The sequence below is a fragment of the Brevundimonas sp. SS2672 genome (genome assembly GCF_059579685.1).
This window is the reverse complement of record NZ_CM184201.1, coordinates 1-24,302: the sequence shown is the minus strand read 5'-3', so window position 1 is coordinate 24,302 and position 24,302 is coordinate 1. Positions and strand designations below refer to the sequence as shown.

The window sequence follows — 24,302 nt, the reverse complement described above, 5'->3', positions numbered from 1 at the left end:
CCGCCGCCTCGTGGGCGGCGGGGACGAACCGCCTCAGACCGGCAGCTTCTCCAGTCGGAGGTAGGACGGATTGAACTCGGCCGCATCGGCCAGTCGTTCCCATGCGAGGATGCGGACGTCGGCGCCGTTCCATTCCAGCCACCCCGCCTCGCGCATGACTTTCAGCGTGCGGTTCACATGCACCGCCGACATGCCCAGAAGGTCGGCGATCTCCGCCTGGATGATTGGAAAACGAAAGGCTCCGTCGCGAGCGAGTCCGACGGCTTCCAGGCGGGTGTAGACTTCACAGACCAGCAAGGCTGTCCGCTCCAGCGCCTCCTGACGCCCCAGCGCCAGGAGCCATTCGCGATGCATGGCGGCGTCCACCACCGTCTCCAGCCACAGCAGACGCGTGAGGTGCGGGTGCTGCTCCGTCAGGCGTCGCAGACGGTCGTGCGGAGCCTCTGCGATGAGACAATCGGTCAGGGCGCGCACCCCGTGATCGACCCGCTTCAGGACGAAGCCGTGCAGGTCGATGAAATCTCCGGGAAGGTTGATCTGGGTGTATTGACGCCGCCCGTCGCTCAGGTCGCGGTAGCGCGCGCAGAACCCGCCGATGACCAGGCTGGAGTGATCGACCAGGGCATCCTGTGAAACGATATCGCTGCCCGCCGGCTTGGCCACGATATTGACCAGCACGCTTCGCAAGGCCTGTCGTTCCTCATCCGCGAGGGCGTCGCGACGCTCCAGCTTGTTCTCCAACAGGCGGCTATGGTCGTGCATGGGGCGGCTCCGCTGACGCTTGCGGATGCTCAACGTCGCCCGACGGCGAATGTTGCCGCCAAGCTCGCCTTCGCCCGGTTCCGCAACGCCGCAAAGGCGACACAAAGAACCGGCTACGGCCTAGCTGCGTTGGTTTCGCGTAACAGGGGAGTTTGCATTGTGAACAGGACACCAGTCATTGAGCGGGCCTTTGAGCTGGCGCGCAGCGGTCGCTTCCGTATCCCAAGCGAGGTCCGCAAGGCGTTGATATCCGACCGCTATACCCAAGCCGAGCTGTTCCAGCTCGAAGGCAAGGCCACGTGGCGCCAGCTGCGAACCTTGTGCGCGGATTCCTACCATCGCGCCTGAGGCCGATCTATCAGCCCTGCGGCGGCGCTGGGACTAACCTATGTAAAGAACGAAACACCCCTGGCCGTGCTGTTGGTCAGGGGGATGAAGAATCAGTCTTATCAAGATGATGTAGACATAGCGGCGGCGTCGTTGGAACGGATGCTTTCCAGCTTCGCCGTGCTGTCGTCTTCTGACGTCGATCGCATTCGCGGCTGGTTCCGGGGTCCGGCGTTGGCCCACCCTCCGGGCAGCCCCGTCCCTCTCCATCCCGAGCGCAAGGACGCCCGGGTCGTAGTGCGCGGCTGGGTGGCGCGGGGCGCCATGCTGGAGGACGGTCGTCGTCAGATCGTGGGGTTGAGTCTGCCCGGCGACGTCATCCTTGCGACCGACTCGGTGGACGCCGACATGGCGGTCTGGGCATTGACCGACGGCTCGACCCTCGACGCGACCCTGCTGTGGGAAGCCATTTCAGAAGGCGCGGACATCAGCCCGCGCCTTCTGGAGGCCTGGCGCCAGTTCCGTTCTGCGGAGCGTCTGCGGCTGGCGCGACATGTGATCCGGCTCGGCCGGCTCAGCGCCTATGAGCGCACCGCGCACCTCCTGCTGGAATTGTATGAGCGGCAAAGCCGTCTGGGCGCCGTCGAACCCGGCGTCCTGCATCTTCCCCTCACCCAGGACATGCTCGCCGACATCCTGGGCCTCAGCGCCGTGCATATGAACCGCACCCTGCAGCAGCTTCGGCGCGCGGGCCTCGTCGACTACCGGACGGGCCGCGCCATCCTGCCCGACCTGCCGGGCCTGGCGCTGGCCGCCGGACTCAGCATAGCCGACGCTCTCGCGGACGCGCGGAACTTCGGCGACTAACCCATGTAAGTGGCGCCCCCTGCATTCATGGCACGGCTCCTTCCCCCAGGAGGGCTCATGCCTGCAGATTCCGCCGCCACGCTGCCTCCGTCCGTCTCGCTTCACGGGCGTCCGCGCGCCCATATCGGAGATCATCCGGTCTATGGCGCCTTGCCGCCGGACGCGCAGCGGCGCCTGATCGCGGAAGGGACGGAAGTCGATCTTCCGGGCGACGCGCGCCTGCCCCTAGACAGAGACCACCTCTGGTTCGTCATCTCCGGCGTGCTCGGCGCCTTCCCGCCCGACAGCGAGGTCTGCGCCGCGCCGGTCGTGTCCGGCGCCGTCTACGGGTGGGATCACGCCCTCGGCTTCAGCGGCAGCGGCGCCCAGGTCCGCCCTCTGCTGGACGTGCGGCTGTTCCAGGTTCCCGCCGCCGCCGCACGCGAAGCGCTGGGCTATGATTGGCTGGCGCGTTTCGTCGCCCTGCAGGCAGTCCAGCGCCTGACCTTTCTGGAACAGGAAGCCGCCTGCAACGCCTCTCACCGGGTGTCGCAGCGCCTGGCGAAGTGGCTGCTTCGCCTGCATCACGGCGGGAACGGCGCGCCGCTTCGCCTGAATCAGGCCCGACTCGCGGCCATGCTCGGCGTCCAACGCACCAGCATCAACGTGGCGGCGCGCAGCCTTCAGGCGGCGGGCGGCGTGCGGTTCAGTCGCGGCAAGGCCTCCATTCTGGATGTGGCCAGGCTGACCGCTGGTTCATGCCGTTGCGGCGCGACAGATTAACGAGGATCGCAGCCGGCATCGGCGAGCAGCGGCGTTCGGCGCGTCAAGGCTCCGACCAGCCCAGAACGCGTAGGGCCGGCTCTGGCTTATCCGCCTGCGAGAAGACCAGGCTGGCCTTCTTCTCTCCCCGCCCAGGGACATAGTCGAGCGAGGCGCCGGAGCGTTCGCCGCCGAACTGGCCCTCGACATCCACGGCGGCGGCGGCCAGGTCGCCCTGGTTGGCGACCACGACGTCGACCACCCATCCGCCGGATGAAGGTCGAACCGCCTCGCTTCTGATCGTCAGCGCCGCCGGCGACGGAACCGAAAAAGCCGCTCGCGCCAGCACGCCCGCCGCGCCGAGCGTGATGACGAGGCCAATCAGAGCGCAGGCGCACTGCAGCCGCGACACGCCCTTCTTCCCTGCTTTCTGCTTCTCCTTGTCCGTCACGGCTACACCAGAAGCCGCGCGGCCGCGGCGCCGATCGCCGCCGGAAAGGCCAGGATCACGACATTGGCCATGAGCGCCTGGAGCCCATGGCCGTCCGCTCCGCCGAACACCCACAGCATGGCGAGGCTGGCCAGCAGGCACAGGGCGTAGCCCGGCAGGGTGAAGTCGAAGAAGGCCCGGACCGGCGTTTCCGCCTCTTCCTGCCCCGCGAAACCCGCCTCGAAGACGATCAGGTGCAGCAGAATCATCGACAGGACCAGGACGCCCAACGCGCCCAGCGGCGTGGTCATATAGGCGATCAGCCGCATCTCCTCGGTCGGGGCCAGGTTCATGGCGAAGTAGAGGGCGCCGGCCAGCATCAGGAACAGCTCGCCCGGATAGGAGGCCTCATCCTCGTCGCCCTCGTCCGGATCGCCCGACAGCTGGCGTCGCGCCGCCAGGGCGCCCAGCGCGGCGGGCACCGCCTGCAGGGATATCTGCCCCACGGCGGACGCCGGCGAACTCAGATCCAGCACGTTGAAGACCAGCAGAAGCGCAGCGGCGGTGACGAAGCCCACGGCCAGGGCGACCAGGGTGTCCAGCGCATTGTTGATCAGACCTCGGCGAGCCGAGAACCCAGCATAATGCGCCAACCCGAACAGCACCGGCAGCGCCGCCAGCAGAAAGACGAGACGCCGCTCCGGTTCCGCAGCGAAGCCAAGCGCCCACATCTCCATCGTCATCAACAGGGGCAGGCTGAACAGCAGCGCGCCGCCGAAGGCTCGGCCCAGATCGAGGATATAGGCGCTGTCGTCCGCCCGCGCGGCGTCCTGGATGGTACTCATGACCAAGCAACGCCGCCGCCCGGTTTCGGCTCCCGCATGGCTGCGGCTCGTCAGTTCAACCGGTTACGGAGGCGCCGTCCGCTATGATCGCGGAACCCTGCTCCAACGGCAAAATCATCGCCGCCAGGAGGTGGAGATCCGCGTCCTCGCGGCTAGTTGAACCGACGCTGCTGGCGTCTCACTTGGTCGTATAGCCGCCGTTGACGAGAATGGTCTGGCCGGTCATCCACCACCCGTCGCTGACCAGGAAGCGGATATAGGGGACGATGTCCTCGATGTCGGTCAGGCCGGTCTTCGAAAACCCTGACAGGGCTGCGGCCGTCTTGTGATACGCGACGGCGTCTTCCCCCTCGGCCGGATAGAAGAAGGGCGTGTCCATCGGCCCGGGCCCGATGGCGGTCACCGAGATGCCGCGCTCGCCAAACTCCTTGGACGCCGCGCGGGTGAAATGCTCGACCGGGGCCTTGGTCCCCGCATAGGCCGCATAGAAGGGCGTATAGGCGCCGAGCAGGGAGGTGACCAACGTACAGATCTTGCCGTTGTCGTTGAGGTGCTTGCCCGCCTCCTTCAGGAAGAAGAAGGCCGACTTGGCGTTGACGGCGCTCATCTCGTCGTACTCGGTCTCCGAAATCTCGACGATCGGCTTCTTCAGCACCTTGCCCACCGTATTGACGGCGATGTCCGGCCGGCCAAAGGCTGCGACGGCATCCGCGAAAAGCCGCTCCATCGCATCAGCGGTGGTGAGGTCCGCCTGCAGGGCGACGGCTTCTGCGCCGACGGCCTTGACGGCGGCGACGGTCGCGTCCGCCTCCGCTCTGGCCGCTTCGCTGTTGTAATGGATCGCCATCGCCTTGGCGCCTTGCTCTGCAAGGTCGCGGGCGATCAATCCGCCGAGATTCTTGGCGCCGCCGGCGATGATGACGGTTTTGCCCTTGATGCTGTGATCGGTCATGGCTCGGTTCCGTTGCTGAGCGCCCGTTCGGGCGGCTTCCAGGGGCCGAGGCTATCGCGTTACACAGGCCGATAAAGCCGAACATTCTGGCATCAATTGTCAGAAACAGTATCCAATGGGAAAGCGCCGGACATGGACCGCATCGATCTGTTCCGCATCTTTGCGCGTGTGGTGGAGTGCTCGAGCTTCACCCGCGCGGCCCATATGCTGGGCGTCCCCCGTTCTTCCGTCTCGGCCGCCGTTCAGGAGCTTGAAGCCCGTGTCGGCGCTCGCCTGCTTCATCGCACCACGCGTAAGGTGGCGCCGACGCAGGACGGCCTCGTCTTCTACGAACGCTGCCGATCCGTGATCGTCGACGTCGAGGATACGGAGAACCTCTTCCGACAGGATGCAGCCCAGCCGTCGGGCAGGCTTCGCATCGATGTGCCAGGCCGGATCGGACGCCTGATCATCGCGCCGGCTCTGCCCGACTTTCTCGCGCGCTACCCCGGCATCGGGATCGACCTTGGCGCGACCGATCGTGCGGTGAACCTGGTCGAGGACAGCATCGACTGCGTGCTTCGCATCGGCTCTCTGAACAACTCGTCCCTGATCGCCCGGCAGATCGGCGAACTGCCGCTGATCAACGTGGCCAGTCCCGTCTACCTTGAACGTCATGGCGCGCCCCGGTCGCCATCCGACCTCACCAGGCATCGTGCCGTGAACTATGCGTCCCCTACGAGCGGGCGGATCGAAGACTGGGAGTGGGTTGAAGACGGCATGGTTCGCCACCTGCCGATGCAGGGCGAGGTTACAGTCAACAACGCCGAAACCTACATCGCCTGCTGCCTGGCCGGCCTGGGGCTGATCCAGGTCCCCGCCTATGATGTCCGGGGCCATATTGAGGCGGGCGAGCTCGTCGAAGTCATGGCCGACCATCGCGCCCAGGCCATGCCGGCGACCTTGCTCTATCCGCATCGGCCGCACCTTTCGCCTAGACTGCAGGTCTTCGCGGACTGGCTCGAGAAGCTGGTCCGGAGAGAGTTGCTCTAAGACCACAGCGCGTGATCGTCCTGAGGACGAACCTGCATTTTTGCGGCAGGCGGAATACCGACGCGATCGTCTTGCCGACGCCCAACCTGGGTCTGAAAGGCAGCTCGTCGCCCGTCCGCCCGCTCGGCTGCAAAACAACCGGGTGCGCGATTACCGTCCACATACATGAGTTTACAATTACGGCACACAGTTTGCGTGCGCCAGATCATGTAACCGTCTAGTCGTCTCGCAATTACACAAGATAACCTTAAGAAATCACAATTTCGGCTACGCGGCTGCGCAGCTCCCCTTCCGAGGCATCTATGTCGACCCAGCCGATCATTCGAGAAGCCCCCGTCGTAGAGACAGTCGAGGCCGCCAACATCGGTCGCCCCTACCGCCGCCTCTATCTGTCGGTTCCGACGAAGTTCGCGCTGGCCCTGTTGCTGGCGATCGCCTGGACCGCGCTCAGCGTCTGGCTGTCGCAACGCTGGCTCAATGATCTGGCGGCGATCACCACCTGGGCCTTCGCCCTGATCGCCATCGGCTTCATCGCCTATGTGCCCGGCTTCATGAACGCCTTCCTGTTGGGAACCCTGCTGTTCGATCGACGCCTGCCGCGAGTCCGGCCGGCCTCCTATCCATCCATCAGCATTCTGGTCGCCGCCTACAACGAGGCCGCCGCCATCCGCGACACCCTGACCAGCCTGGCGGCCCAGACCTATCCCGGCGACTACGAGATTCTGGTCCTCAACGACGGCTCGACCGACGCCACCGTCGCCCTGGCGCAGCAGGCCGTCCGCGACCTAGACTTCCCCGCCAACGCCTCGGTTCGCGTCCTCGACTACCGCGTGAACGCGGGCAAGGCCGCAGTTCTGAACCGGGGTCTGAAGGAAGCCAGGCACGACCTGATCATCACCATCGACGGCGATTCCTGGGTGCGTCATGACGGCCTGGCCCAGATCGTCGAGCGCCTGCTGACCGACCCGCCCAACACCCGTGCTGTCGCCGGCGCGGTCATGGTGCGCAATTCGCGCCAGAACTTCCTGACCCGCGCCCAGGAGTGGGACTACTTCCACGGCATCGCCGCCGTGAAGCGGATGCAGTCCATGTATCACGGCACCCTGGTCGCCCAGGGCGCCTTCTCTCTCTATACGCGCGCCGCGCTGGAAGAGGTCGGCGGCTGGCCCGAATGCGTCGGGGAGGACATCGTCGTCTCCTGGGCCCTTCTCGAAAAAGGCCACCGCATCGGCTATGCCGAGGACGCCCTGGCTTTCACCAACGTCCCCACGAAATTCAAGCAGTTCGCCCTGCAGCGCAAACGCTGGTCGCGCGGCCTGATCTACAGCAACACCCCCGTCGCCAGCGGCTATACCTATGATTACACCCAAGTAAATTTCGGCATCGTCCGGGCGTTCTGACCTGACCCGGCCGATATCCACCTGTGCGTCGCCTCAGCGCCGGTTGCAGATATTGATGGGCCGCCAAAAACGCGACATTCAAACTAGGCTACGCGGGTTCTACAATTCTCATATTCGAGATGGATTCGGGAGATCGCCTCATGGCCAGAACGTCGACGCCACCTCCCTTGGGAGAGGATGTCGGGCCCCGTGTGATGACGGTGACCGTCAAAGGCGCGCTCGGGATGATTCCTGGCGTTGGCGGCCTTCTTGCTGAAGTTGCCGGTCAGTTCATCCCGCAACAGCGAGTGGAGCGCCTCGAAGCGTACGTTCGGCACCTGAGCGCGCGATTTGATGAAATGGACGAAAGCCAACTCAGAGAACAACTTCATGACCCGGAGCGTATCGACCTCTTCGAGGAGGGGGCGTTGCAGTCCGTCCGGGCCCTCTCGCCAGAGCGACAGGATTACATTTCCAAGGTCGTTGCACGCGGCATTACCGGCGATGAGCAAACGCGGATTGAAGCTAAGCGAATGCTGAAGCTTCTGCGCGAAATCGACGACGACCAGATCATCATCCTAGCTGGCAAGCTGCATCGAAACGAACGGGACAACTCATTCCACGTACGTCATGCGGCTATATTCGACCCGCCCCGGGTCCATTTGGGGTCCGAACGAAGCGAGTTAGATAAGGAAGCCCTCTTCGAACTAGCGCGATTGGAGTTGGTTAGGCTTGGTCTTCTGGCCCCCACGTTCAAGACGCTGAAGAAAGGCGATTTGCCGGAGTTCGATCAGAAGACCGGCATGATGAAGCAGCAGTCGCGGCGGCTGACTCCTCTTGGGCGGTTGCTGCTCCGCCATGTTGGCCTGGCCGCTGAAGACGAAATATGAACAGGGAGCTGTTCGGAGATCGGCTAGGGTTCAGGCTTCTAAATTCTCCAGAAGCCTCGCACGCGCCAGCAGCGGTCATTGACCTCGTGCCGAAAACCAGACCTCCATTTCGCGAAATCGGTGTCGCTTAACGATCATATCGATGGCCTCCGCCTCCGTCCGGGTTAGACTCCGACCTTGGGCCGCTTCAGCGGCGGAACGACCCCGGACCCTCATGGTCGCGATCAATGAAGCCTGGTGGCTCCACCTCGCCCCGAAGGCAATGCACAGGCACCGCAAGGAACTGGACACCCTGCTGCGCGCCTGGCTCCGCTCGGACTACGGTGCCCACTGGCTCGGGGTCGCCAGACACACCAACGGGCTGATCCGGGTCAGTCCGGGCCAGGCCATCCCGGTCTTTCACGCCATCAAACTCGGCGACCGCCCGATGTTCGTCGCCCCGCTGCAGAAGGTCCGTCCGGGCCACAGGAGCGTCGGTCCGACCGAGATGTCGTCCGGCAGAGCTCTGGCGGACGGCGAGCTGCCCATCGCCCCGCAAATCCGCTTAGACGTCGTCGATGATCCGGTCCTGCTCGATCTGGCGAGGCGCGGTCAGGCTCCGCTGCATATCCCGGGGGTCAAACGCCCCAGCCAGCTGTTCACCGCGCCCGCCCATCTGTTGCTCGCGCCGACGCTGTGGCCGCGCAGGTCCTATGTCCTCTACCAACACATTTTCGGCGAGGGCGGCTCCTATCCGGATGACGGCTGGTTCTATGTGGGGTTGACGACGCGCAGCTGGCAGGCGCGTTGGGCTGAGCATCAAAAGGCCATCCGCAACGGGGGCAAGCTCAAATTCCATCGGACCTTCCGCGAGGAGCTGGCGGCCGAACGCATCACCTACGTCAATCACAAGATCATGGGCGTGACCGATGACCTTGAGGCCTTATACCGGGCCGAAGAGGCTCTGGTGGAAGGCCATTGGGACGATCAGCGACGTCTGAACATGATCCCGGGCGGCAAGGACGGCCTGCGGTATCTGCGCGAGCACGGCGTGATTCCGTCCGGCGCGCCGCCCGAACCCGACGAGCGTGAGCCGGCGCTCGACAAATGGATCAACGCACGGGCCGGAGACGATCTGCCGCGCCCCTGGCTTAAGGAGCGATGGCAGGATCGGACGTGGGCCGCCGCCCAGATTTGCAGTCGCTCTGATCGCTTGTCTATCGAGCAGGTGGAGGCCATTCGCGCCCTGTCGAAATCGCACTCGGCCGCTGAGATCTCGGCACGGATCGGGGCTGGGGACGCGGAGCGAGTTCAGCGCGTCATCGACGGGCGAACCTACAAACGGGTGACCTACTGAAGTCGTGTCGCGAGCACCGATTTGAGCCGTGGAAGATCGTGACGATCCGGGATGTGGACGTCGACATACTGCCCGATTTGCCGCCGGTGTGTCTTGGAGATAGGCCTAAGCTATGACGCCAAAGCATGGGCGGCACCGCCGCCCATGCTTCGAGTTCCTGAACAAATGTCGAGGTCAACCCGTCAACCAGCGCCACACCCTTGTCAGCAGGCCGGACGTTTCGGGCTGCATCACTTCGGGTTCCGCTGTCGGCGGCACGTGGCCCCCTTGCATCCCGTAGTGACGTTGCTTGGCGAGGTGATCGCGTCGACGTTCCGCAGCGATCTGATCATTCGTCCAAGGTGCTGCCTCGATCACACGGGATCTGTCGATGACGTAGTGGGACCGACAGGGGAGCGACCAACTACCAACCGATGGGCTAAGCGATATGGTCTCCCCGTCATAGGTGATCCGCCAGTCGGTCGGGGTAAGAGGTGTTACCACCTCCTCCCCGCACCCACAGCAGCAGCTGTGCCCGACCGTTCCGTACTCCATCGACACATACAGGATGCCCGGCATTAGCTGGTCAGGCAGATGCTGCACGAACCGGGGCTCCAGGCGGTGGTAGCGGATCATGGCAGGTCACCGTTGGTGAGCTGGTTGCCGTCGGTCGTGTAGGTGGAGTGGTGCTCCTCCTCGAGGTCCCGATAGAAACCGCAGATCTTCTTCCACTTCACCACCGCGAGGATGGCGTTCAGGGCATTCAGATCCGCGACCTGGATGTTGGAAACGTAAATGTCGTTTCCACCACCGCCCGCGAACGAGATGCGGCCGGTATGCACATGATCACGCTTCTTCGGTGTGCTGGCCGTCACACGCAGGATGCCGCCCAGCGAACCGTCGTCGAGTTCGAGACCCATGCCGACATCGACGAATGACGCGCCGATCGCCTCCAGCTTTTCGACGACCAGCCGTTTCTCTTCCCCCGCATCCATACTCAGGAATGCGAAGGTGATTCCGTCCAGCAGATGCAGCGTATCGGCGGTCATCGCAACCGGGTGAGCGACAATGCCACGGTGCATACGGTCGTAGATGGTCTTCAGGTAGTCGACCTTCATCGGCACTTCACGGAGCTGTTCGAGGGTGGGGGCACCCGGAGCCCTAAAGGCGTTGTGCTGGAGGAACTCATCCGCGTCGACGATGCGGATTTCCGGCACGGGGGTCTTGGCAACCTGATCCAGGATGTAGGAGCCGGTGCCGCCCAAGCCGATAATCGCGACGACCTCGGTCTTGAAGACGCCCGACAGGGCGCCGAGTCCGACCCGGTCAGACGCGGATTCCACATACAGGAAAGGCCCGTCGTCGCCCCCCTCGTCCTCGTCATCGTCCCGCGCGCGTAGGACCCGCGCGGTCATCTCGGGGTCCAACACAGCGGCCGGCCCGGAGATGATGCCGGCATAGCTGGTCATCTTCTCGTAGTAGTCAGCGTACCCTTGGTCGGGTTTGCTGGAGAAGGAGTGCCGCGCCGTCACGCCGTTGCCGAAGTCGAGCTGGATGTCGGTCTGATGCGACAGCCCCGAAATCCGACTACCGTCCGCGCGACAGGGATAGTCGCCGTCGAAGTGGATCACGTGGGTGTCCGGCCGGCGGGTCTGATCTCCAGCCAGCGTAAGGCTGGAGATCAGGGTCCCTAAACGGATCTGCTTGTTGGCGTCGACGTAGGGCACATCCCTCATGATGAGGACGCCGCCCTTGACCTGGACGAAGTAGCCCTCGTCGCGAAGCCGCTTGAGGTCGGGACTACGATTGAACAGTTCGCGTGACATTAAAGACCGTGCCCTTCTGCTTGACGATGACGAAGCCGCCGGCGGCCAGTTCGCCGGCGTGCGGTTTGGAGGCGGCGTGGCGGTAGGTCATCGAGAACTCGACGTTCGGCGCGTGCGGACCGGGGAAGGCCAGCTGAACCACCTGCTCGAAGGTCACGCGCTCGTCCGGCACGACCTTGACGCGGGAGTTGACCAGGATCTCGAACGTCGGCTTGGGCTTCGGCGCGGTGATGAAGTGCTCCACGCCCGGTTGGGCGAGATCGATCAGTTCGGCAGGCTCGATGAGGCGGTCCTGCCCGCCGGGCACGCGCAGGAAGACGCCGATGCCCTCGGCGGGCTTCGCCAGCCCGTAGAGAACGGCGCCGCTAAGAACGGCCTTGCCCCAGCGGATCTGATCGTCGTCCAGCGTCAGCTTGAACTCACGGTCGGTGCGCGATGCGATGAACCGCTCGGCACCCACGCCGCGCAGGTCGAAGGGTTCGTCGAGACGCACGTCCTCGAAGTCGCCCGACGGCAGGATGCCGGAAAGGCTGTAGTCGCCGCGCGGGTCCAGCCCGCCCGCTTCAAGGAGTTGGCGCCCGAGGGGCACCGGGTCAGCCACGTCGGCCGATTTGAAGTCGAGGCTGTCTTCCGCGATCAAGAAGCGGTAGGCCTTGGCGAGGCGGAACGGGCGGGCCTCGCGGATCGCCTCGCCGATGTCCTCGATTTCGATGGGATCGTCATTCATTGTGTGATTTCCTTAGGTTGGCCCGGGCGAAAGCCCGGCTCTAAGGAGTCAATCGATGCGACTTGCCTCGACCGGTAAGGTCAGGCGAACTTTTTCTCCATTTCCCCGTCCGGCACCGGACCGCAGATGAAAAAGGCGGGGCAGTTCGGGCAGGTGAACTCGGACCGTTCCATGGGAAAGCGACCTTGGCGGACGTGCTCAAGAAAGCCTTCCAGCTTGGTTTTGCGGTTGGCGACTTCCTTGTCGGTCAGGGGCACGGGCTCCGCGCTGCCGTCGGCCAGGTGCACGAGCTGGACTTGTGCGTCAGGGAACGTTGACCGGGCGGCCAGCAGGAAGGCAGCTGAGCCCACGTCTTTCCCGGCCTTCGACCGTCGATGGCCGGTCCTGATACTGCGAACGATCCTCTGTCCGTCCGGTCCGACCAGCACGTCATCCGGCAGAGCGAAGACCTCGCCTCCGACCACCTGCACACAGATCGGCGTTGCAGGCTCTGGCTCGAGTCCCGAACGGCTGGCCGCGAAATAGCCGACCAGTGTCCCGGCCAGTTGCAGGAAGTCGTCGCGATAGCCGTGCTCATGAAGATCATGCTGCGTGATCGCCGCTTCGATCATTGCCGTCATCTCGTCCGATGGCACGGGCTCGGCCGCCGCCGCGAGGCGCTGCACCACGCTGCGCACCACCTCATGCAGCTGCATGTAGGCCGTCATCGTCCTGCGTCCGCCCACTTGGAGAATGTGGGTGTACAGGAAGCGCCGTGGACACCGCTCGTACAAGGCGATTTGGGAGGCGCTGAACCTTAGCGCCGTCTCGAACCTGATCGTCAGGCTCTCGGCCCCTTCCGTCGACGGAATCGGCAAGACAGGCGCGACCTCCTTCGAAATCAGGTCGTTGCCCAACCGGTTCAGGAAGGGGGAGAGTTGTCGAGCATGGCCATTGGATTTCTGGGTTGGCGCATAGAAGAACAGGCGATCGCGCGCGCGGGACAACGCGACGAAGAACAGACACTCCTGCTCATCCGCCTGTCCCCGATGAAAGGCGTCCGTCGATTTCCCCACCACGCCCGCGATCATTCCGTCAGGAGCCGGACAGGGCGGGTCCGGCACCCGACGAGGAATTGTATCGGCGTTGATGCCCGGGACATGCACGACGGGGAACTCCAAGCCTTTGGAGCCGTGGATGGTCATGAGCCGGACCGCGTCGAGCCCCTGCGCGGCCGCCGGCAGTTGGCGAAGGTCACGGTCGTCGCCGAGCCGGAGCAACCTCCGCACGCGATCCAGAAGGCGGGTGATCGGCAGTCCCTTGCCTGCCGGCTGCGCTCTGACGAAGTTCAGGAACTGCCAAATCGCAATCCCTCTTGTGCGATCGATTGGGTCGGCCGAGGCGCTGACGCGGGCTGCGATGCGCGTCCGGTCCAGCAGCAGCACTGAGAGCATGGTCCACGGGTCCGAGCTCTCGGAGAAACCATTCAACGCCGTCGCCAGTGCGCGGATTGAGGCCTGACCATCTACAGACAGCCCCGGGATGCGCTCCGTAGCCCCCATCCAGCTTGCAGGCTGAACCTCCGCACCGCGGAGATAGTTGGTCAGGGCGGCTACGTCTCCGAGCGCCATCCGGAAATCCGGCCAACAGCCGATGCGGTACATGCCCATGGCCCTGCGATCCACCAGGACCGATAGCAGTGACAGCAGATCCTTCACTTCTGGACGCTCGAAGAGGCTGCCCAGAAACAGCACGGGAATACCGAGTCTCTCGAGATCGCTGCCGAGGCGAGCCAGTTTCTCGTTCCCGGTGCAGACCACGGCCTGATCCCGATACGTCCACCCGGTTGCCCGCATCTCTTCGATCGCCTCGGCGACCGCCGCCGATTGCTGTTCGGCACTCAGTATCTTGCGAAGCTCCACCGGCTCGCCGGCGGGACGGTCGGCCTCAAGACCCGCGTCTGCATCGCCCGTGGTCATATCGATAGCAAAGGCGGAGAACGCCTGGACGATATTGTCAGTTGATCGATAGTTCCGTTTCAGGCGGCCGCATTTGCCGCCGACAAAATCCTCCTTGCCGAAACGTGACATGTTGAACGACGACGCGCCCCGAAACCGGTAGATTGACTGCTTGGCGTCGCCGACGGCCCAGAAGTTGATCCCACTGGGTTTGAGCGCCGTCAGTAGTCGGATGCTGCTGCGGTTCACGTCCTGATACTCGTCGACCAGGACATGGTCGTACCGGCTCTGGAAATGCTCCCTGATCGCGGGGTTGGTTTCCAGAAGGCGGACGGGCAGCGAAATCAGATCGCCGAAATCGATCCGGTCCCTAGCGCGCTTCAACCGTTCGTAGACGGCATAGACGCGCCCAACTTCGAGAGCCCTTACGCCAGCCTCACCTTCCATCTTGGCCGCCAGCTCAGCGTACTCGGCCGGGTCGATTACTTCATCCTTTGCGCGGGAAATCGCGCTCAGCAAGTTCGCAATCAGCTGCGTCGGATCGAAGATGTTTCGGTAGTGGAGCAGACCCAGCCGCGGAAACTCGTTTTCGATCAGTTCCACAGCTTCGGTCCGATCCATCATTTTGGGATCCTTCGGAAGCCCCAATTCCGCATGGAACCGACGGATCACATCAAGACCGAATGCGTGGAAAGTGCCGATCCACATCGCGGCGGCGTCAGCCTTTCGTTTGTCCGCGATCCGATCGGCCATTTCAGCCGCGGCCTTGTTGGAAAACGTCAGCACGAGAATGCGCCGCGGATCGGCGCCTTCATCCAGCAAGCCCTCCACTCTCGCGACGAGCGTTTGAGTCTTGCCTGTGCCAGGGCCCGCTTCCAACAAGTAGGCGCATCCGCGATGATCTGCGGCGTCGCGCTGAAGGGCGTTGAGCTTCTTGTCGGGTTTGCCCTCGGCTGCTGCCGTGACGACCGCAGGCAACAGCAGGGCATCCAGAAGCTGCTGCGCGACTACGGCAAAAGGCGCGCCCAATTTCCTTGCAATCTCTGACGCCGTCAGGCCGTCGTCGAGGTGGAGTGCACGAACGGCGTGGCGCGGAAGAAGAAACTCGCGCGCGAAGAGGTCCATCTGAACCTCCCGTCTCTGTCGTTGGCCGTAATCGACGACCCGATCAAAACCGTTGGGAGAGGGCTCGGCGGGGCGGGCGGGATCCCAAGGCTCGCTGGACGTCGGCGACTGAGCGTCGTTGATAGGGTCAAAGCCATCGCCAAGTTCAAGGTGTCCGATCTCATGGGCGACTAGAAAGGCCTTCTCGAAGTCGGTCCCACCCTGCTCGTGCAGGATCAGTTCCTCTTGGAAGTTGATTTTGGCCTGGCCCCCGTCCAGCATGGCCGGGCCAGCGGCTTCGACATCAAAGCCTCTCCGCTTCGCTTCGGCGACAGCGAACCGATACGGACGCCAAGGGTCCTCACCCGCGAGTACGGCCTGGCTGTGAAGTTCCGCAGCTCGCTGACGAGCGATTTCGACCGCGTCCATGTCAGCGATCGTCAGCTAGCAGGCGCTCTCGATCAGCCTTCGGCACGGCGGCCTCGATAAGGAGTTGCTCGAAGCTCACCGGGTCAGGCACCGCAGGTTTGACCTTGGACTTGTATGCCGCCATGGCCCCGCTCGAAGGGCCCGGGTTGAGGTAATAGATGCGAAAATCCTGCAGCGTGCCGCCCAACTCGCGAGCCAGCACGCTCAGGAAATGGCCTGGCACGGTGTCTAGTCGAACTCGGCGCTCACGAAACGCTGTGATCACCTGCCTGGGGACGGCCAGATGGGTGGCGATCGCCTTCAGCGTCGCAACTGAAACGGGGGCGAAAAGATCGCGAGTCGTCTGCAGATCGCGGCTCTGCGCGGCGACAGCGGTTTCAATTACTGCGCGTTCTTCAGCGGAGAGCGGTTCGGTCCACTCAACCGCGACACGACTAAGCTCGCGACCGAGGTCAATTAGATCCCCCGCGTATTCGGGATAGTCCCTCAGATAGCGCTCAAGGGTCGCCTTATCGTGGAGCGGCTCCACCGCGAAGGCGAATGTCACGTCTTCGCGCGAAGGCCGCGTTTGTCCGCCGGTCATTTGTCCCCTCCGTCGCCCAACACGTCTCGCAGCGTCGCGTAGGCCTTGTCTCTATACGTTCTGACCGTTTTCTCCACCCGTCCAAGCGTATTGGAGATCGTGACGACACTGGGTTCTTTGGAGTCGATCGGGAAGCCCTCGAGCAACATGTGAATGATCCTGCTTTGTTCCTTTGGCAAAGCATTAATCGCTTCGTAGAGTCGGAACCGGTAATCCGTGTCATCCAAACGGTCGGGATCCAGCGGATCGAACGATCCCGCCGCGCGCTCGACATCGTGGGGAAGTTCGCCCGTACGGCTGCCGAACTCTAGGGTTTCATTGCGGTTTTCGTCACGCCAAGCCCTATCCTGAGCATCCTTCTTCAGATTAGCGAGCGCGCTGTCGAAGCGGATTTCGAAAAAATCGAGCGTCAAGGAATAGCCGGATCGGTCGGCTGTGATGAGTTCACTCATCCTGCCGAGAACGTCATCCCGTATCGCTTCGTTCTTCAGCGACCGGGTGACGCCATCCGAACTATCGGCTTTGGGCAGTCGTCGGAGGACGCGTTCGAGAAGCTCGCCGTACAGAGCGTTGAACCACTGTTCCCGGTTATCTCTCCGCGCAGCCCGCAGGAGATAGACTAGACACTCGCTGGGGACGTAGCCGGGTGCGTTTCGATCGCGGATCCGGATAAGTTCGAGGATCTTCTCGCGCGGCAGATCGAGAAGGTCGCCCAGTCGGCTCTGTATCAGAGCGGGTCGAGCATAGGGTTGCCCGTCCAGCGTCGCCTTACGCAGTGGTTCGATCAAAAGCGTTGTCCCGCCGCAGCCCTTCCGGCCGTTCTTGTCATCTAACAACGCGGTTATCCCGAGCTTTGCAATAAAACACAACCGACAATACTAGTGGAGCGTGTGCTGCCTGAGTTACGGCCTCGGCAATGCGCTTTGCACAGCCAACGCAAAATCGCTCAAAATGCTCTTATCTTGGCGAAAGCGGCCACGGAGCGTGCGTGGCAGCTCCAACTGCACACCTGCCCCTCTCAGGCCGCGATTGCAGATGTTATCCGCGCTGGTACCTGCGAGCTTTCCGGTGACAATCCGGGCCGAAAATCCGCCCTGCCCAAGCGCGCGCAACACTGCCTTGGATGTTTCACCATCACGCCCCCCAGCCAGACATCCTCCGGGTCGTCTGCGTCCGCTCGACCATGGATTGCGATTACCGTCATAGCTCCCTTCACCAACGCCACACCTCGGGGCTCGTCAAAGTGGCAGGATGTAATGTGGAGGTCCCGACCGTTTCGGAGGCCTTCGAAGGCGTAGAAAGAATATATGTCCCCGGCGATTGCGGCAGCCACCTCCGAAGAGCCCGGCTCGATCCTACCGCCATGCGGCGCAAGCACGACGACGTCGCTTGCCCTGTCTATGAGCCGAATACGGTAGTCGATTCCGGCAATTTTCTCCTCCGCCAGAGCCGCGAAGTTCGGATAGCGATCATACAAGGCTGAACTTTCCAAGCATCATTCCTAGGCCTTACGAGAATGCTATCCTGTTTTCGCTGGGCTGCGAGCAGTAGCCAAAGATGAACGCACGCTCGCTTGGGGTGAACAAGCTTCCTTTAAACTCGGGAGTCGGCGACCTAGGGTTACTAGCAGCGGCCGTTGACCTGAGAGTGGTTGAACCGCCGTTCCCCGCGCAACAATCTCGGCGCGGTGGGTCCTCGGCGCGGCGATCCTAAGCCAGAAGCAAATCTGTCTCTGACTTCAGCGTGGAATTCAGGCGCGGATGCCTGCAGGTCTGCAACGAAGCAAGACCCGACCCCGGCGACCACTACGCGAGCGCCCAAGAGCAGACGTTGTGAAGGTCAGCAAAGAGTCAGAAGCGGCCTCTCCCTGAGCTTACTTGGTTGCGTAAAAATCCGTCGGATGAACACCAAGCACTTCGGCCAGCTTGCCTAGAATGGCGACTGTCGGATTGCCTTCGCCCCGCTCAATGCGACCCAGGTGACGCATCGCCAGCCCCGCTTCACCCGCCAGAGTCTCCTGGCTCAAGCCGCGCTCCTTGCGGAGGCGCCTGATATTCGCGCCGACGATCTTCTCCCATTCCATCGGTGCGATGGTGTTAGCGGAGCGGTAACCTCTCTAGGACATCTATGTCCTATTATTCCAGAGGGGCGATTATGGGGTGTCTGGCAGGTGTGATGTTCGGCGCGGTTGGCTTTTTCGTCGCCGGACCGATAGGCGCGATCATCGGTCTGCTCATCGGCATCCTGGGCGCTGTAGGAGCGAAACGCCGATGAGAAGGTTGCTTATCTTGGCAAGCGCTGGCGCTCTGCTGGCCGGCTGCGCCACCACGCCGCCAGCAGAAGTGCGGATGATCCCGACCGCCGATCACGGCGTGGGCGTGCGCTTCTCGCGCGGCAACGCCCTGATGGTGTCGAACGGGCCGTCCGGCGCGATCATGCTGCTGCCGGTCCGCTACAACGACACCCAGAAGTTCTACTTCTCGATCGCCGCCTTCAACACCTCGGGCTATCCGATCAACATCGGCTCGGAGGATGTGCGCCTCTATCTGGATGGGCGGCCCTACAGCGTCCAGGACTTCGACTACCTGCGCCACACGGCGCGCACGACCGCCCAGCGCGAGATGAACCTGGCCTGGGCCGACGCAGCGGTGGAGTACTTCCTGACCCTCCAGGAGATGGAGGACCATCCGCGCCGCCACGATATCGCCTACCGCCGCGCCTCAGGGGAGTTGCAGGCATCGCACGACCACATCCAACGGCGTCTGCATCAGACCATCTCCACTCTGGGGCGGACCATGCTGGAGACGACGACCATCGATCCGGGCACGGCCCATGGCGGCGCCATCCTGGCGGAGCAGATCGTCATCCCCGACGGCATGGTCCGCGATATGGTGATCGAAGTGCGCTTCGGCGGCTTCCCTCACCGGTTCCGCCTGAACCTGGCGCCGTCCGGCACCTATGCGCCGACGCCGGTCGACATTCCGGCCGTCCCCGCCCAGGTCACCCAGGAGCTCATGCGCACCCGCGAGACCTGGCACTGGACCGATGGCCCGCCGCCGTCGCCGGCGATCTTCAAGGGCATGCCGGTGATCGAGTAGCCCTACGCTGCCTCCTGCACGCCACCGTCCCCGCGATAGACTCTGATGGAGATCGTCGAGACCAAATCCACCTCGGTGGTGTTGAACGGCAGATGCACAGTCGTCTCCCGTCGCCGCCGAATGACTTCAGGCGACGGGGGCGAAGCTGTGGCCCAAAGATACCCAGCGCCGTAGCGCGCCAACAGCCCCCGCTTCTGCATATAGTTCATGGCGTAACGAACACGCTCGGCCTGCGGCGATCGCTCCGAATAATCAGGGTCCTCACCCCACAATTCCGCCAAGCCGTCGATGAACTCCTTCCTCGAAACGGGATGGGAGGCGTCGTCCAACATACGCGTCATCATCTCCAGAACAGCGTAGCCGCCCTGCTCCAGGCGCATGTCGGACGGGAAAAGGTCGATCTCCAACTCAACCAGCACGGTCGCATGGCCCTGCATGCTTTCCGGACGAGAAGCATGCTGAACCACGCGACTGAGGTCGGCCAAACCCAGGGCACGGGTGAGGTTGCCCACAACGGTGATGCGGACCGGTCCAATGCCGCGCCCATCAGCGTTTTCCTCCTCAATGGGTGAGATCGTCACGCTCTCGATAAGCGACCGAATGAGTTCGCGCGCTCGAGCCGCGTCCCGTTCATCAGAGGCCAGATTCGCCTGGAGATCGGCGACGACCGCCCGCATGCGGGCGATGATCGCCTCATCATCAAGAGGAAGATCGGCGCCCGCGGGTTCAGCCTTCAGCGCGCGCACGACCATAGCGCGTTCACTTTCCACCTTGGCGAGTTCCTCCAGGACCACGTTGCGAACGACGTCCTGAAGGTCGCCCTTTCGCAGATCCCCCGTCAGGACCTGCTTAGCTTTCTCGAGACCGTCCAGTCGGGTCTGCAGCTCATTTCGCTTGGCGCCCCATTCCCCTTGGGCCAGTTCCAACTCACGGCGGTATTCTGCGACGAAGGGCTGGATAAAGCGTGGCTCAAGGAAATGAGACGCCAGCGCGCTGACCACCACGCCTTCGATCTCTTCGCGATCGACGCGTCGGCGGTTGCTGCAATCATGGCGCTCGGCCCGGCCGACACAGCCCATCTTCACCTGAAGCACTTGATATTTCGCGCCGCAGACGCCGCACCGGCACAACCCTGACAGGAGGTATTCAGCCTTGCGTTTGCTTTGGAAGTCAGGCGTCTCATTCGCGGCTAGACGTTCTTGCACCGCATCGAAAAGATCGTCGGGGATGATCCGCAAATCCGGAGCAGCGACGACAGTCCAATCGTGCCGCGACCGCACCTGGGCCTTCTTTGTGCCGGCGCGCCGGTTCCGCTTGATTTCCGTACGTCCCCAGACCGTCTCCCCCTTGTAGAGCCGGTTACGCAGGATGCCTGTACCCTTGTGTTTGTTGCCGTACAGGACACCAGGACGCCAAGGCCGCCCGCCGGGCCCCGGAACGCCCTCCTTCGTCAAGGCGCGGCAGATGTCCCTAACGCTCAAGTACGCAGCATAGTCACGGTAGATGCGATAGATCACACCCCCTTCCGCCTCCACGACTTCGCGATGGCCGTTCTCCATCGACCCATCAGGGCGGATGACGGGAACCTTGCGATAGCCATATGGAAGCCGCCCGGATTGACGCCCCTTAAGGACGGTTCCTTCCACTCCACGGCGGGACTTCAGACTCATGTTCCTGGCGTATTCGGCGTTCTGAAAGGCGCTGAACGTCGCCGCCATCTGCGTCACTTCGCCAGAACGAACGGTATGGATACCGATATCCAAGGCTTCGAGTTCTTCGATAACTGCATGAAGTCCCGACGCCTGTCGCGTTATCCGGTCCAGATCTTCGGTGACGACATAGTCGTACTTGGCGCGTTCGGCGTCAGCCATGAGCGCCGCAAATCCCGGACGCCCCATGAAGGATTGGCCGCTGCATTCAGGGTCGGAGTAAGACGCCACCCAGATTCCGCCCTGTGCGCGCACATACTCTTCGCAAATCCTGAGCTGATCCTCGATCGACTCCTGGCGCTGGTGAATGGTGGAATATCGCGCATAGCCGACGCATCGCTTGTTCTTCAGGGAGCGAAGCGTCATGCCGCCACCTCCACGCCACCAGTGGTATGACGGCCCTCAGAGGCGCGTCGACACGCGAACCTTTGCGCGTCCAATCGCGCCAGCGCCAAGACGATGGGGATCAACTCATCAGAGGGTTCGCCGGTTTGGGATTCCGCCTCGTGGCGCTCGAGACGCTGCTGTCGCAACAGCTCTTCGAACGAATGGGAGACCTGGCGTTTCATCGACTTCCCTCGCTACTGCGCGCACCGTCGGCCGGACCGGTCACGTAGGTGACGAAGGTGTCGATCTTCCCAGTCGCCATACGTTCGAAGCAGATGCCGACGCCGTCAAAGCCGGCCGCCTCAAGCTGAGACCGCAGTTCGTTAATCTGCGACAGCGACGTGGCCGTCGCCTGGAACCGTTTGACAACCGCGACCAACACTTCGTCGTTCGTGCGTGAAGGTCGCCTCTGCCCGACGCGTCGCTTCGAGAAACGGCCCCTCATTGCTGCGCCTCCGGCTGGACGCGGCGCATGTGGAAGCGATCCGGATCATTGGGATCGACCTCCAGGATCATATCGTAGACCACGCCATCGCAGATCATCTGCGTGCGGACGCCAGCCTCTTGGGTAGGTTCTGCAGGCTGTTCAGCGGGGCAAGCGGTATCTTCGTTCATTTGTATTTCCATTAGTGGGCGCCGCCGTTGAGCCTCCGCGAGGGGACGACAGACGAATTGGACTTCAGGGCGCACGCCATCGGCTTCGCGCGGAGGCGCGAATGACGACGGGCCGGATTGTTGGGTAGGAAGGCCGCCTAGGGTTGAAGCGGCCGCAGGTCAGTCGCCGACGGTGAAGACCGCGTGCTGACGCGCCAGCCGCGCCAAGGCGCGGATCGTCGGCAGGAGGAGCGAGACGGCCGCTTCACAGGACGTCGTCGACACGTCCTCGACCCATGGAGGGATCAACGGCCGCGGACGGTCCGGGCGGGTCGAAAACTGGATGACTGTGGCCTCACCCGGCATCAGCGAGCACCAGCTGAATGCGATGGCCGGGCACGAGCGCTTCGACGATCGCCGGATAGCCGTCCTCTTCGATGATGAGGTGGCCGACCAGGGCCCGCTCGCGTCGCAACAGTTCGCTGACGGCGGACAGATCCGCAGCCTCCAGACGCATCCGCAGCGCCTCACCGCCCATCAGTCGGACGGAATATTCTTTCTGATGAAGGGCATCGACGTCCGCCGGGCCCCCATGGGCGACGCGCATAAGCACTCCACGGGTTGAATGTTCCCGCAGAATGCGATAGCCAGACGACAATGTCAAGCAATAGGCGTAACTCGCCCTATCTGCTTGTATATAACGACACGACAGGCGGCGTCAACCGCTTTTTTGCAGAAAACTTCAACCGGGAAATCCCTTGGTCCTTCGCCCCAAGAAACGCGCCCTCTACGGCCGCCATTCCTCCGACCTCCAGAACACCCGGTCGACCGCAGACCAGATCGCACTGCTGCGCGAGGCCAGCCGAGCCGAGGGCGTCACAGACGTTCTCGTGTTCAGAGATGAGGCCGTTTCCGGCAGCGCGATCGCCAATCGGCCAGGACTGCGCGCCCTCCTCGCTGCGGTGGAGCGCGGCGAAGTCGGCGATGTCATGGCCGAGGCGCTCGACCGGCTGTCGCGCGACCAGGAGGACATCGCCGGCATCTTCAAACGCTTCGCCTACGCCGGAGTCGCACTGAAGACCCTGGCCGAAGGCCCGATCGACAGGATTCACATCGGGCTGAAGGGCACGATGAACGAACTCTTCCTGCACGACCTGGCGGTGAAGACGCGTCGCGGCCTGACCGCACGGGTGAAAGCCGGATTCTCGGGCGGCGGCCGCTGCTATGGCTATGACATCGTCGGTAAGGGCGAACTGCAGCCCAACGCCCACCAGGTCGGCATCCTCCACCAGATCTTCAACGACTTCGGCCGCAACGAAATGTCGGCCCGCGCCGTCGCTCACAAGTTGAACGCCGCCGGCGAACCCGGCCCACGCGGAGGCGAATGGACGCCGTCGACCATTCACGGCGACCGCCGCGCCCAGGACGGCATCCTGCACCAGGAGCTCTATATCGGCGTGCGGGTGTTCAATCGGCGTCGCTACCGCAAGCACCCCGACACCGGAAAGCGCTCATCGGTGCTGAACCCGCCCGAGGAATGGTTGCGCGAGCCCGTCCCGCACCTGCGCATCATCGATCAGGGACTTTGGGACGCCGTCCAGGCCCGCCTCGACGCCCAGGCCGAACAACCCAAGACACTCACCCGGAAACCGAAGCGCCTACTGTCCGGACTGATGAAGTGCAGCCTGTGCGGCTCCGCCATGACGCTGAAAGGCGGCAAGTACAACTGCAGCGGCCGCTACGATCGCGGGACCTGCTCCAACGGCAAGATCATCGCCGCCAAGACGGTGGAGGAGCGCGTCCTCACCGGCATCAAGACCCATCTGCTGTCGCCTAAAGCGATCGCGGAGGCCGTCAGAGCCTTTCACGCCGCCGCAGAGACGGAGCGCCGGGCCCTTCAGATTGAGCGGGCGCCGCTGGAACGCGAACTGGCCGAGATCGAGCGCAAACTGAAGCGCGCGCAAACCATGTGCCTGGACGGCGCGATCGAGACGGACGAACTGAAGACGATGAGCGCGCCGCTGAAGACCCGCAGGAGCGAGATCCAGGCCCGACTGACAGCCGACGCCGCCCCGTCGGTGATCCAACTTCACCCCGGCGCCGCCGACGCCTACCGCCGGCTGGCGGAAAACCTGCACCAGGCCATCGAGGATGATGACGGCGAAGAGGTGCGTACGGAACTGCGCCAGTTGATCGACAGGGTGGACTTCATCCCGATGGACGGCCTGGGCAAGTTCCAGCTGGAGGTTCACGGCAGCCTGGCGGCGCTGCTGGCGCTGGGCCAGGCCCGAAACGCAAAAAACCCCACGGCTGGAGGCCATGGGGTTTCTGAAGATCAGAGCCTCACGTCCGGGTGTGAGGTAATGCT

At 63.4% G+C, this 24,302-nt stretch carries 27 protein-coding genes and 1 pseudogene; 9 read left to right on the top strand and 19 right to left on the bottom strand.

The window, feature by feature from the left end; translation table 11 throughout:
- Window positions 1-33: 33 nt before the first annotated feature.
- Window positions 34-762 (bottom strand): Crp/Fnr family transcriptional regulator, encoded by a 729-nt coding sequence (locus tag AC52GN_RS00140; protein ID WP_496527795.1) that lies wholly within the window; start codon window positions 760-762, stop codon window positions 34-36.
- Between AC52GN_RS00140 and AC52GN_RS00135 the strand changes: the two genes are divergently transcribed.
- From AC52GN_RS00135 to AC52GN_RS00125, 3 genes are all read left to right on the top strand, one after another.
- Window positions 751-1,110, top strand: a complete 360-nt coding sequence (locus tag AC52GN_RS00135; protein ID WP_496527794.1) for a hypothetical protein — start codon at window positions 751-753, stop codon at window positions 1,108-1,110. The genes AC52GN_RS00140 and AC52GN_RS00135 overlap by 12 nt on opposite strands.
- Window positions 1,111-1,251: 141 nt before the next feature.
- Window positions 1,252-1,956 carry a Crp/Fnr family transcriptional regulator gene (locus AC52GN_RS00130; RefSeq protein ID WP_496528827.1) on the top strand — a complete coding sequence of 235 codons (705 nt, stop codon included), beginning with the start codon at window positions 1,252-1,254 and terminating at the stop codon, window positions 1,954-1,956.
- A gap of 57 nt (window positions 1,957-2,013) precedes the next feature.
- Window positions 2,014-2,718, top strand: a complete 705-nt coding sequence (locus AC52GN_RS00125) for a Crp/Fnr family transcriptional regulator (protein ID WP_496527793.1) — start codon at window positions 2,014-2,016, stop codon at window positions 2,716-2,718.
- A gap of 43 nt (window positions 2,719-2,761) precedes the next feature.
- On the opposite strand, the gene AC52GN_RS00120 is transcribed toward AC52GN_RS00125, so the two are convergent.
- From AC52GN_RS00120 to AC52GN_RS00110, 3 genes are all read right to left on the bottom strand, one after another.
- Window positions 2,762-3,148: a hypothetical protein gene (locus AC52GN_RS00120; RefSeq protein WP_496527792.1), complete on the bottom strand. Its 387-nt coding sequence runs from the start codon at window positions 3,146-3,148 to the stop codon at window positions 2,762-2,764.
- A 2-nt stretch (window positions 3,149-3,150) separates the two neighbouring features.
- Complete coding sequence (locus AC52GN_RS00115; protein ID WP_496527791.1) at window positions 3,151-3,972, bottom strand: TIGR02587 family membrane protein; 822 nt, start codon at window positions 3,970-3,972, stop codon at window positions 3,151-3,153.
- A 178-nt stretch (window positions 3,973-4,150) separates the two neighbouring features.
- On the bottom strand, window positions 4,151-4,924 hold the full coding sequence (locus AC52GN_RS00110; protein WP_496527790.1) for an SDR family oxidoreductase: 774 nt from the start codon (window positions 4,922-4,924) through the stop codon (window positions 4,151-4,153).
- A gap of 132 nt (window positions 4,925-5,056) precedes the next feature.
- On the opposite strand from AC52GN_RS00110, the gene AC52GN_RS00105 reads away from it, so the two are divergent.
- From AC52GN_RS00105 to AC52GN_RS00090, 4 genes are all read left to right on the top strand, one after another.
- The gene (locus tag AC52GN_RS00105; protein ID WP_496527789.1) at window positions 5,057-5,956 is read left to right on the top strand and encodes a LysR family transcriptional regulator; all 900 of its coding nucleotides are present in this window, start codon (window positions 5,057-5,059) and stop codon (window positions 5,954-5,956) included.
- 302 nt (window positions 5,957-6,258) lie between these two features.
- Window positions 6,259-7,356: a glycosyltransferase family 2 protein gene (locus AC52GN_RS00100; RefSeq protein WP_496527788.1), complete on the top strand. Its 1,098-nt coding sequence runs from the start codon at window positions 6,259-6,261 to the stop codon at window positions 7,354-7,356.
- 194 nt (window positions 7,357-7,550) lie between these two features.
- Window positions 7,551-8,225, top strand: coding sequence for a hypothetical protein (locus AC52GN_RS00095; protein WP_496527787.1), 675 nt, complete (start codon window positions 7,551-7,553; stop codon window positions 8,223-8,225).
- A 214-nt stretch (window positions 8,226-8,439) separates the two neighbouring features.
- Window positions 8,440-9,561 carry a GIY-YIG nuclease family protein gene (locus AC52GN_RS00090; RefSeq protein ID WP_496527786.1) on the top strand — a complete coding sequence of 374 codons (1,122 nt, stop codon included), beginning with the start codon at window positions 8,440-8,442 and terminating at the stop codon, window positions 9,559-9,561.
- A 174-nt stretch (window positions 9,562-9,735) separates the two neighbouring features.
- On the opposite strand, the gene AC52GN_RS00085 is transcribed toward AC52GN_RS00090, so the two are convergent.
- The 8 genes and pseudogenes from AC52GN_RS00085 to AC52GN_RS00050 form a co-directional block, all read right to left on the bottom strand.
- Window positions 9,736-10,176 carry a ubiquitination-like system serine protease family protein gene (locus tag AC52GN_RS00085; protein ID WP_496527785.1) on the bottom strand — a complete coding sequence of 147 codons (441 nt, stop codon included), beginning with the start codon at window positions 10,174-10,176 and terminating at the stop codon, window positions 9,736-9,738.
- The gene (locus AC52GN_RS00080) at window positions 10,173-11,366 is read right to left on the bottom strand and encodes a ThiF family adenylyltransferase (protein ID WP_496527784.1); all 1,194 of its coding nucleotides are present in this window, start codon (window positions 11,364-11,366) and stop codon (window positions 10,173-10,175) included. Before AC52GN_RS00080 ends, AC52GN_RS00085 begins: the two co-directional genes overlap by 4 nt.
- On the bottom strand, window positions 11,341-12,093 hold the full coding sequence (locus tag AC52GN_RS00075; protein WP_496527783.1) for a multiubiquitin domain-containing protein: 753 nt from the start codon (window positions 12,091-12,093) through the stop codon (window positions 11,341-11,343). Before AC52GN_RS00075 ends, AC52GN_RS00080 begins: the two co-directional genes overlap by 26 nt.
- An 80-nt stretch (window positions 12,094-12,173) precedes the next feature.
- Complete coding sequence (locus tag AC52GN_RS00070; RefSeq protein WP_496527782.1) at window positions 12,174-15,563, bottom strand: UvrD-helicase domain-containing protein; 3,390 nt, start codon at window positions 15,561-15,563, stop codon at window positions 12,174-12,176.
- A 1-nt stretch (window position 15,564) separates the two neighbouring features.
- Complete coding sequence (locus AC52GN_RS00065) at window positions 15,565-16,146, bottom strand: hypothetical protein (RefSeq protein WP_496527781.1); 582 nt, start codon at window positions 16,144-16,146, stop codon at window positions 15,565-15,567.
- Window positions 16,143-16,934 (bottom strand): hypothetical protein, encoded by a 792-nt coding sequence (locus tag AC52GN_RS00060; protein WP_496527780.1) that lies wholly within the window; start codon window positions 16,932-16,934, stop codon window positions 16,143-16,145. Before AC52GN_RS00060 ends, AC52GN_RS00065 begins: the two co-directional genes overlap by 4 nt.
- A 114-nt stretch (window positions 16,935-17,048) precedes the next feature.
- Window positions 17,049-17,623: pseudogene (locus AC52GN_RS00055) on the bottom strand (poly-gamma-glutamate hydrolase family protein).
- A gap of 396 nt (window positions 17,624-18,019) precedes the next feature.
- Window positions 18,020-18,229, bottom strand: coding sequence for a helix-turn-helix domain-containing protein (locus AC52GN_RS00050; protein ID WP_496527779.1), 210 nt, complete (start codon window positions 18,227-18,229; stop codon window positions 18,020-18,022).
- Between the two features lie 44 nt (window positions 18,230-18,273).
- Between AC52GN_RS00050 and AC52GN_RS00045 the strand changes: the two genes are divergently transcribed.
- A complete protein-coding gene (locus AC52GN_RS00045; RefSeq protein WP_165906582.1) occupies window positions 18,274-18,420 on the top strand; it encodes a hypothetical protein in 147 nt (48 codons plus the stop codon).
- Between the two features lie 74 nt (window positions 18,421-18,494).
- A complete protein-coding gene (locus AC52GN_RS00040; RefSeq protein WP_496527778.1) occupies window positions 18,495-19,244 on the top strand; it encodes a hypothetical protein in 750 nt (249 codons plus the stop codon).
- 2 nt (window positions 19,245-19,246) lie between these two features.
- On the opposite strand, the gene AC52GN_RS00035 is transcribed toward AC52GN_RS00040, so the two are convergent.
- The 7 genes from AC52GN_RS00035 to AC52GN_RS00005 form a co-directional block, all read right to left on the bottom strand.
- Window positions 19,247-21,319 (bottom strand): recombinase family protein, encoded by a 2,073-nt coding sequence (locus AC52GN_RS00035; protein ID WP_496527777.1) that lies wholly within the window; start codon window positions 21,317-21,319, stop codon window positions 19,247-19,249.
- A complete protein-coding gene (locus tag AC52GN_RS00030) occupies window positions 21,316-21,522 on the bottom strand; it encodes a hypothetical protein (protein WP_496527776.1) in 207 nt (68 codons plus the stop codon). The genes AC52GN_RS00035 and AC52GN_RS00030 overlap by 4 nt, the downstream gene beginning before the upstream one ends.
- Complete coding sequence (locus tag AC52GN_RS00025) at window positions 21,519-21,719, bottom strand: hypothetical protein (protein ID WP_496527775.1); 201 nt, start codon at window positions 21,717-21,719, stop codon at window positions 21,519-21,521. Before AC52GN_RS00025 ends, AC52GN_RS00030 begins: the two co-directional genes overlap by 4 nt.
- A gap of 62 nt (window positions 21,720-21,781) precedes the next feature.
- A complete protein-coding gene (locus AC52GN_RS00020; protein WP_496527774.1) occupies window positions 21,782-21,955 on the bottom strand; it encodes a hypothetical protein in 174 nt (57 codons plus the stop codon).
- A 334-nt stretch (window positions 21,956-22,289) separates the two neighbouring features.
- A complete protein-coding gene (locus tag AC52GN_RS00015) occupies window positions 22,290-22,541 on the bottom strand; it encodes a hypothetical protein (protein WP_496527773.1) in 252 nt (83 codons plus the stop codon).
- Window positions 22,542-22,617: 76 nt separating this feature from the next.
- The gene (locus AC52GN_RS00010; RefSeq protein ID WP_496527772.1) at window positions 22,618-23,373 is read right to left on the bottom strand and encodes a hypothetical protein; all 756 of its coding nucleotides are present in this window, start codon (window positions 23,371-23,373) and stop codon (window positions 22,618-22,620) included.
- A gap of 219 nt (window positions 23,374-23,592) precedes the next feature.
- A complete protein-coding gene (locus AC52GN_RS00005) occupies window positions 23,593-24,255 on the bottom strand; it encodes a hypothetical protein (protein WP_496527771.1) in 663 nt (220 codons plus the stop codon).
- Window positions 24,256-24,302 lie beyond the last annotated feature (47 nt).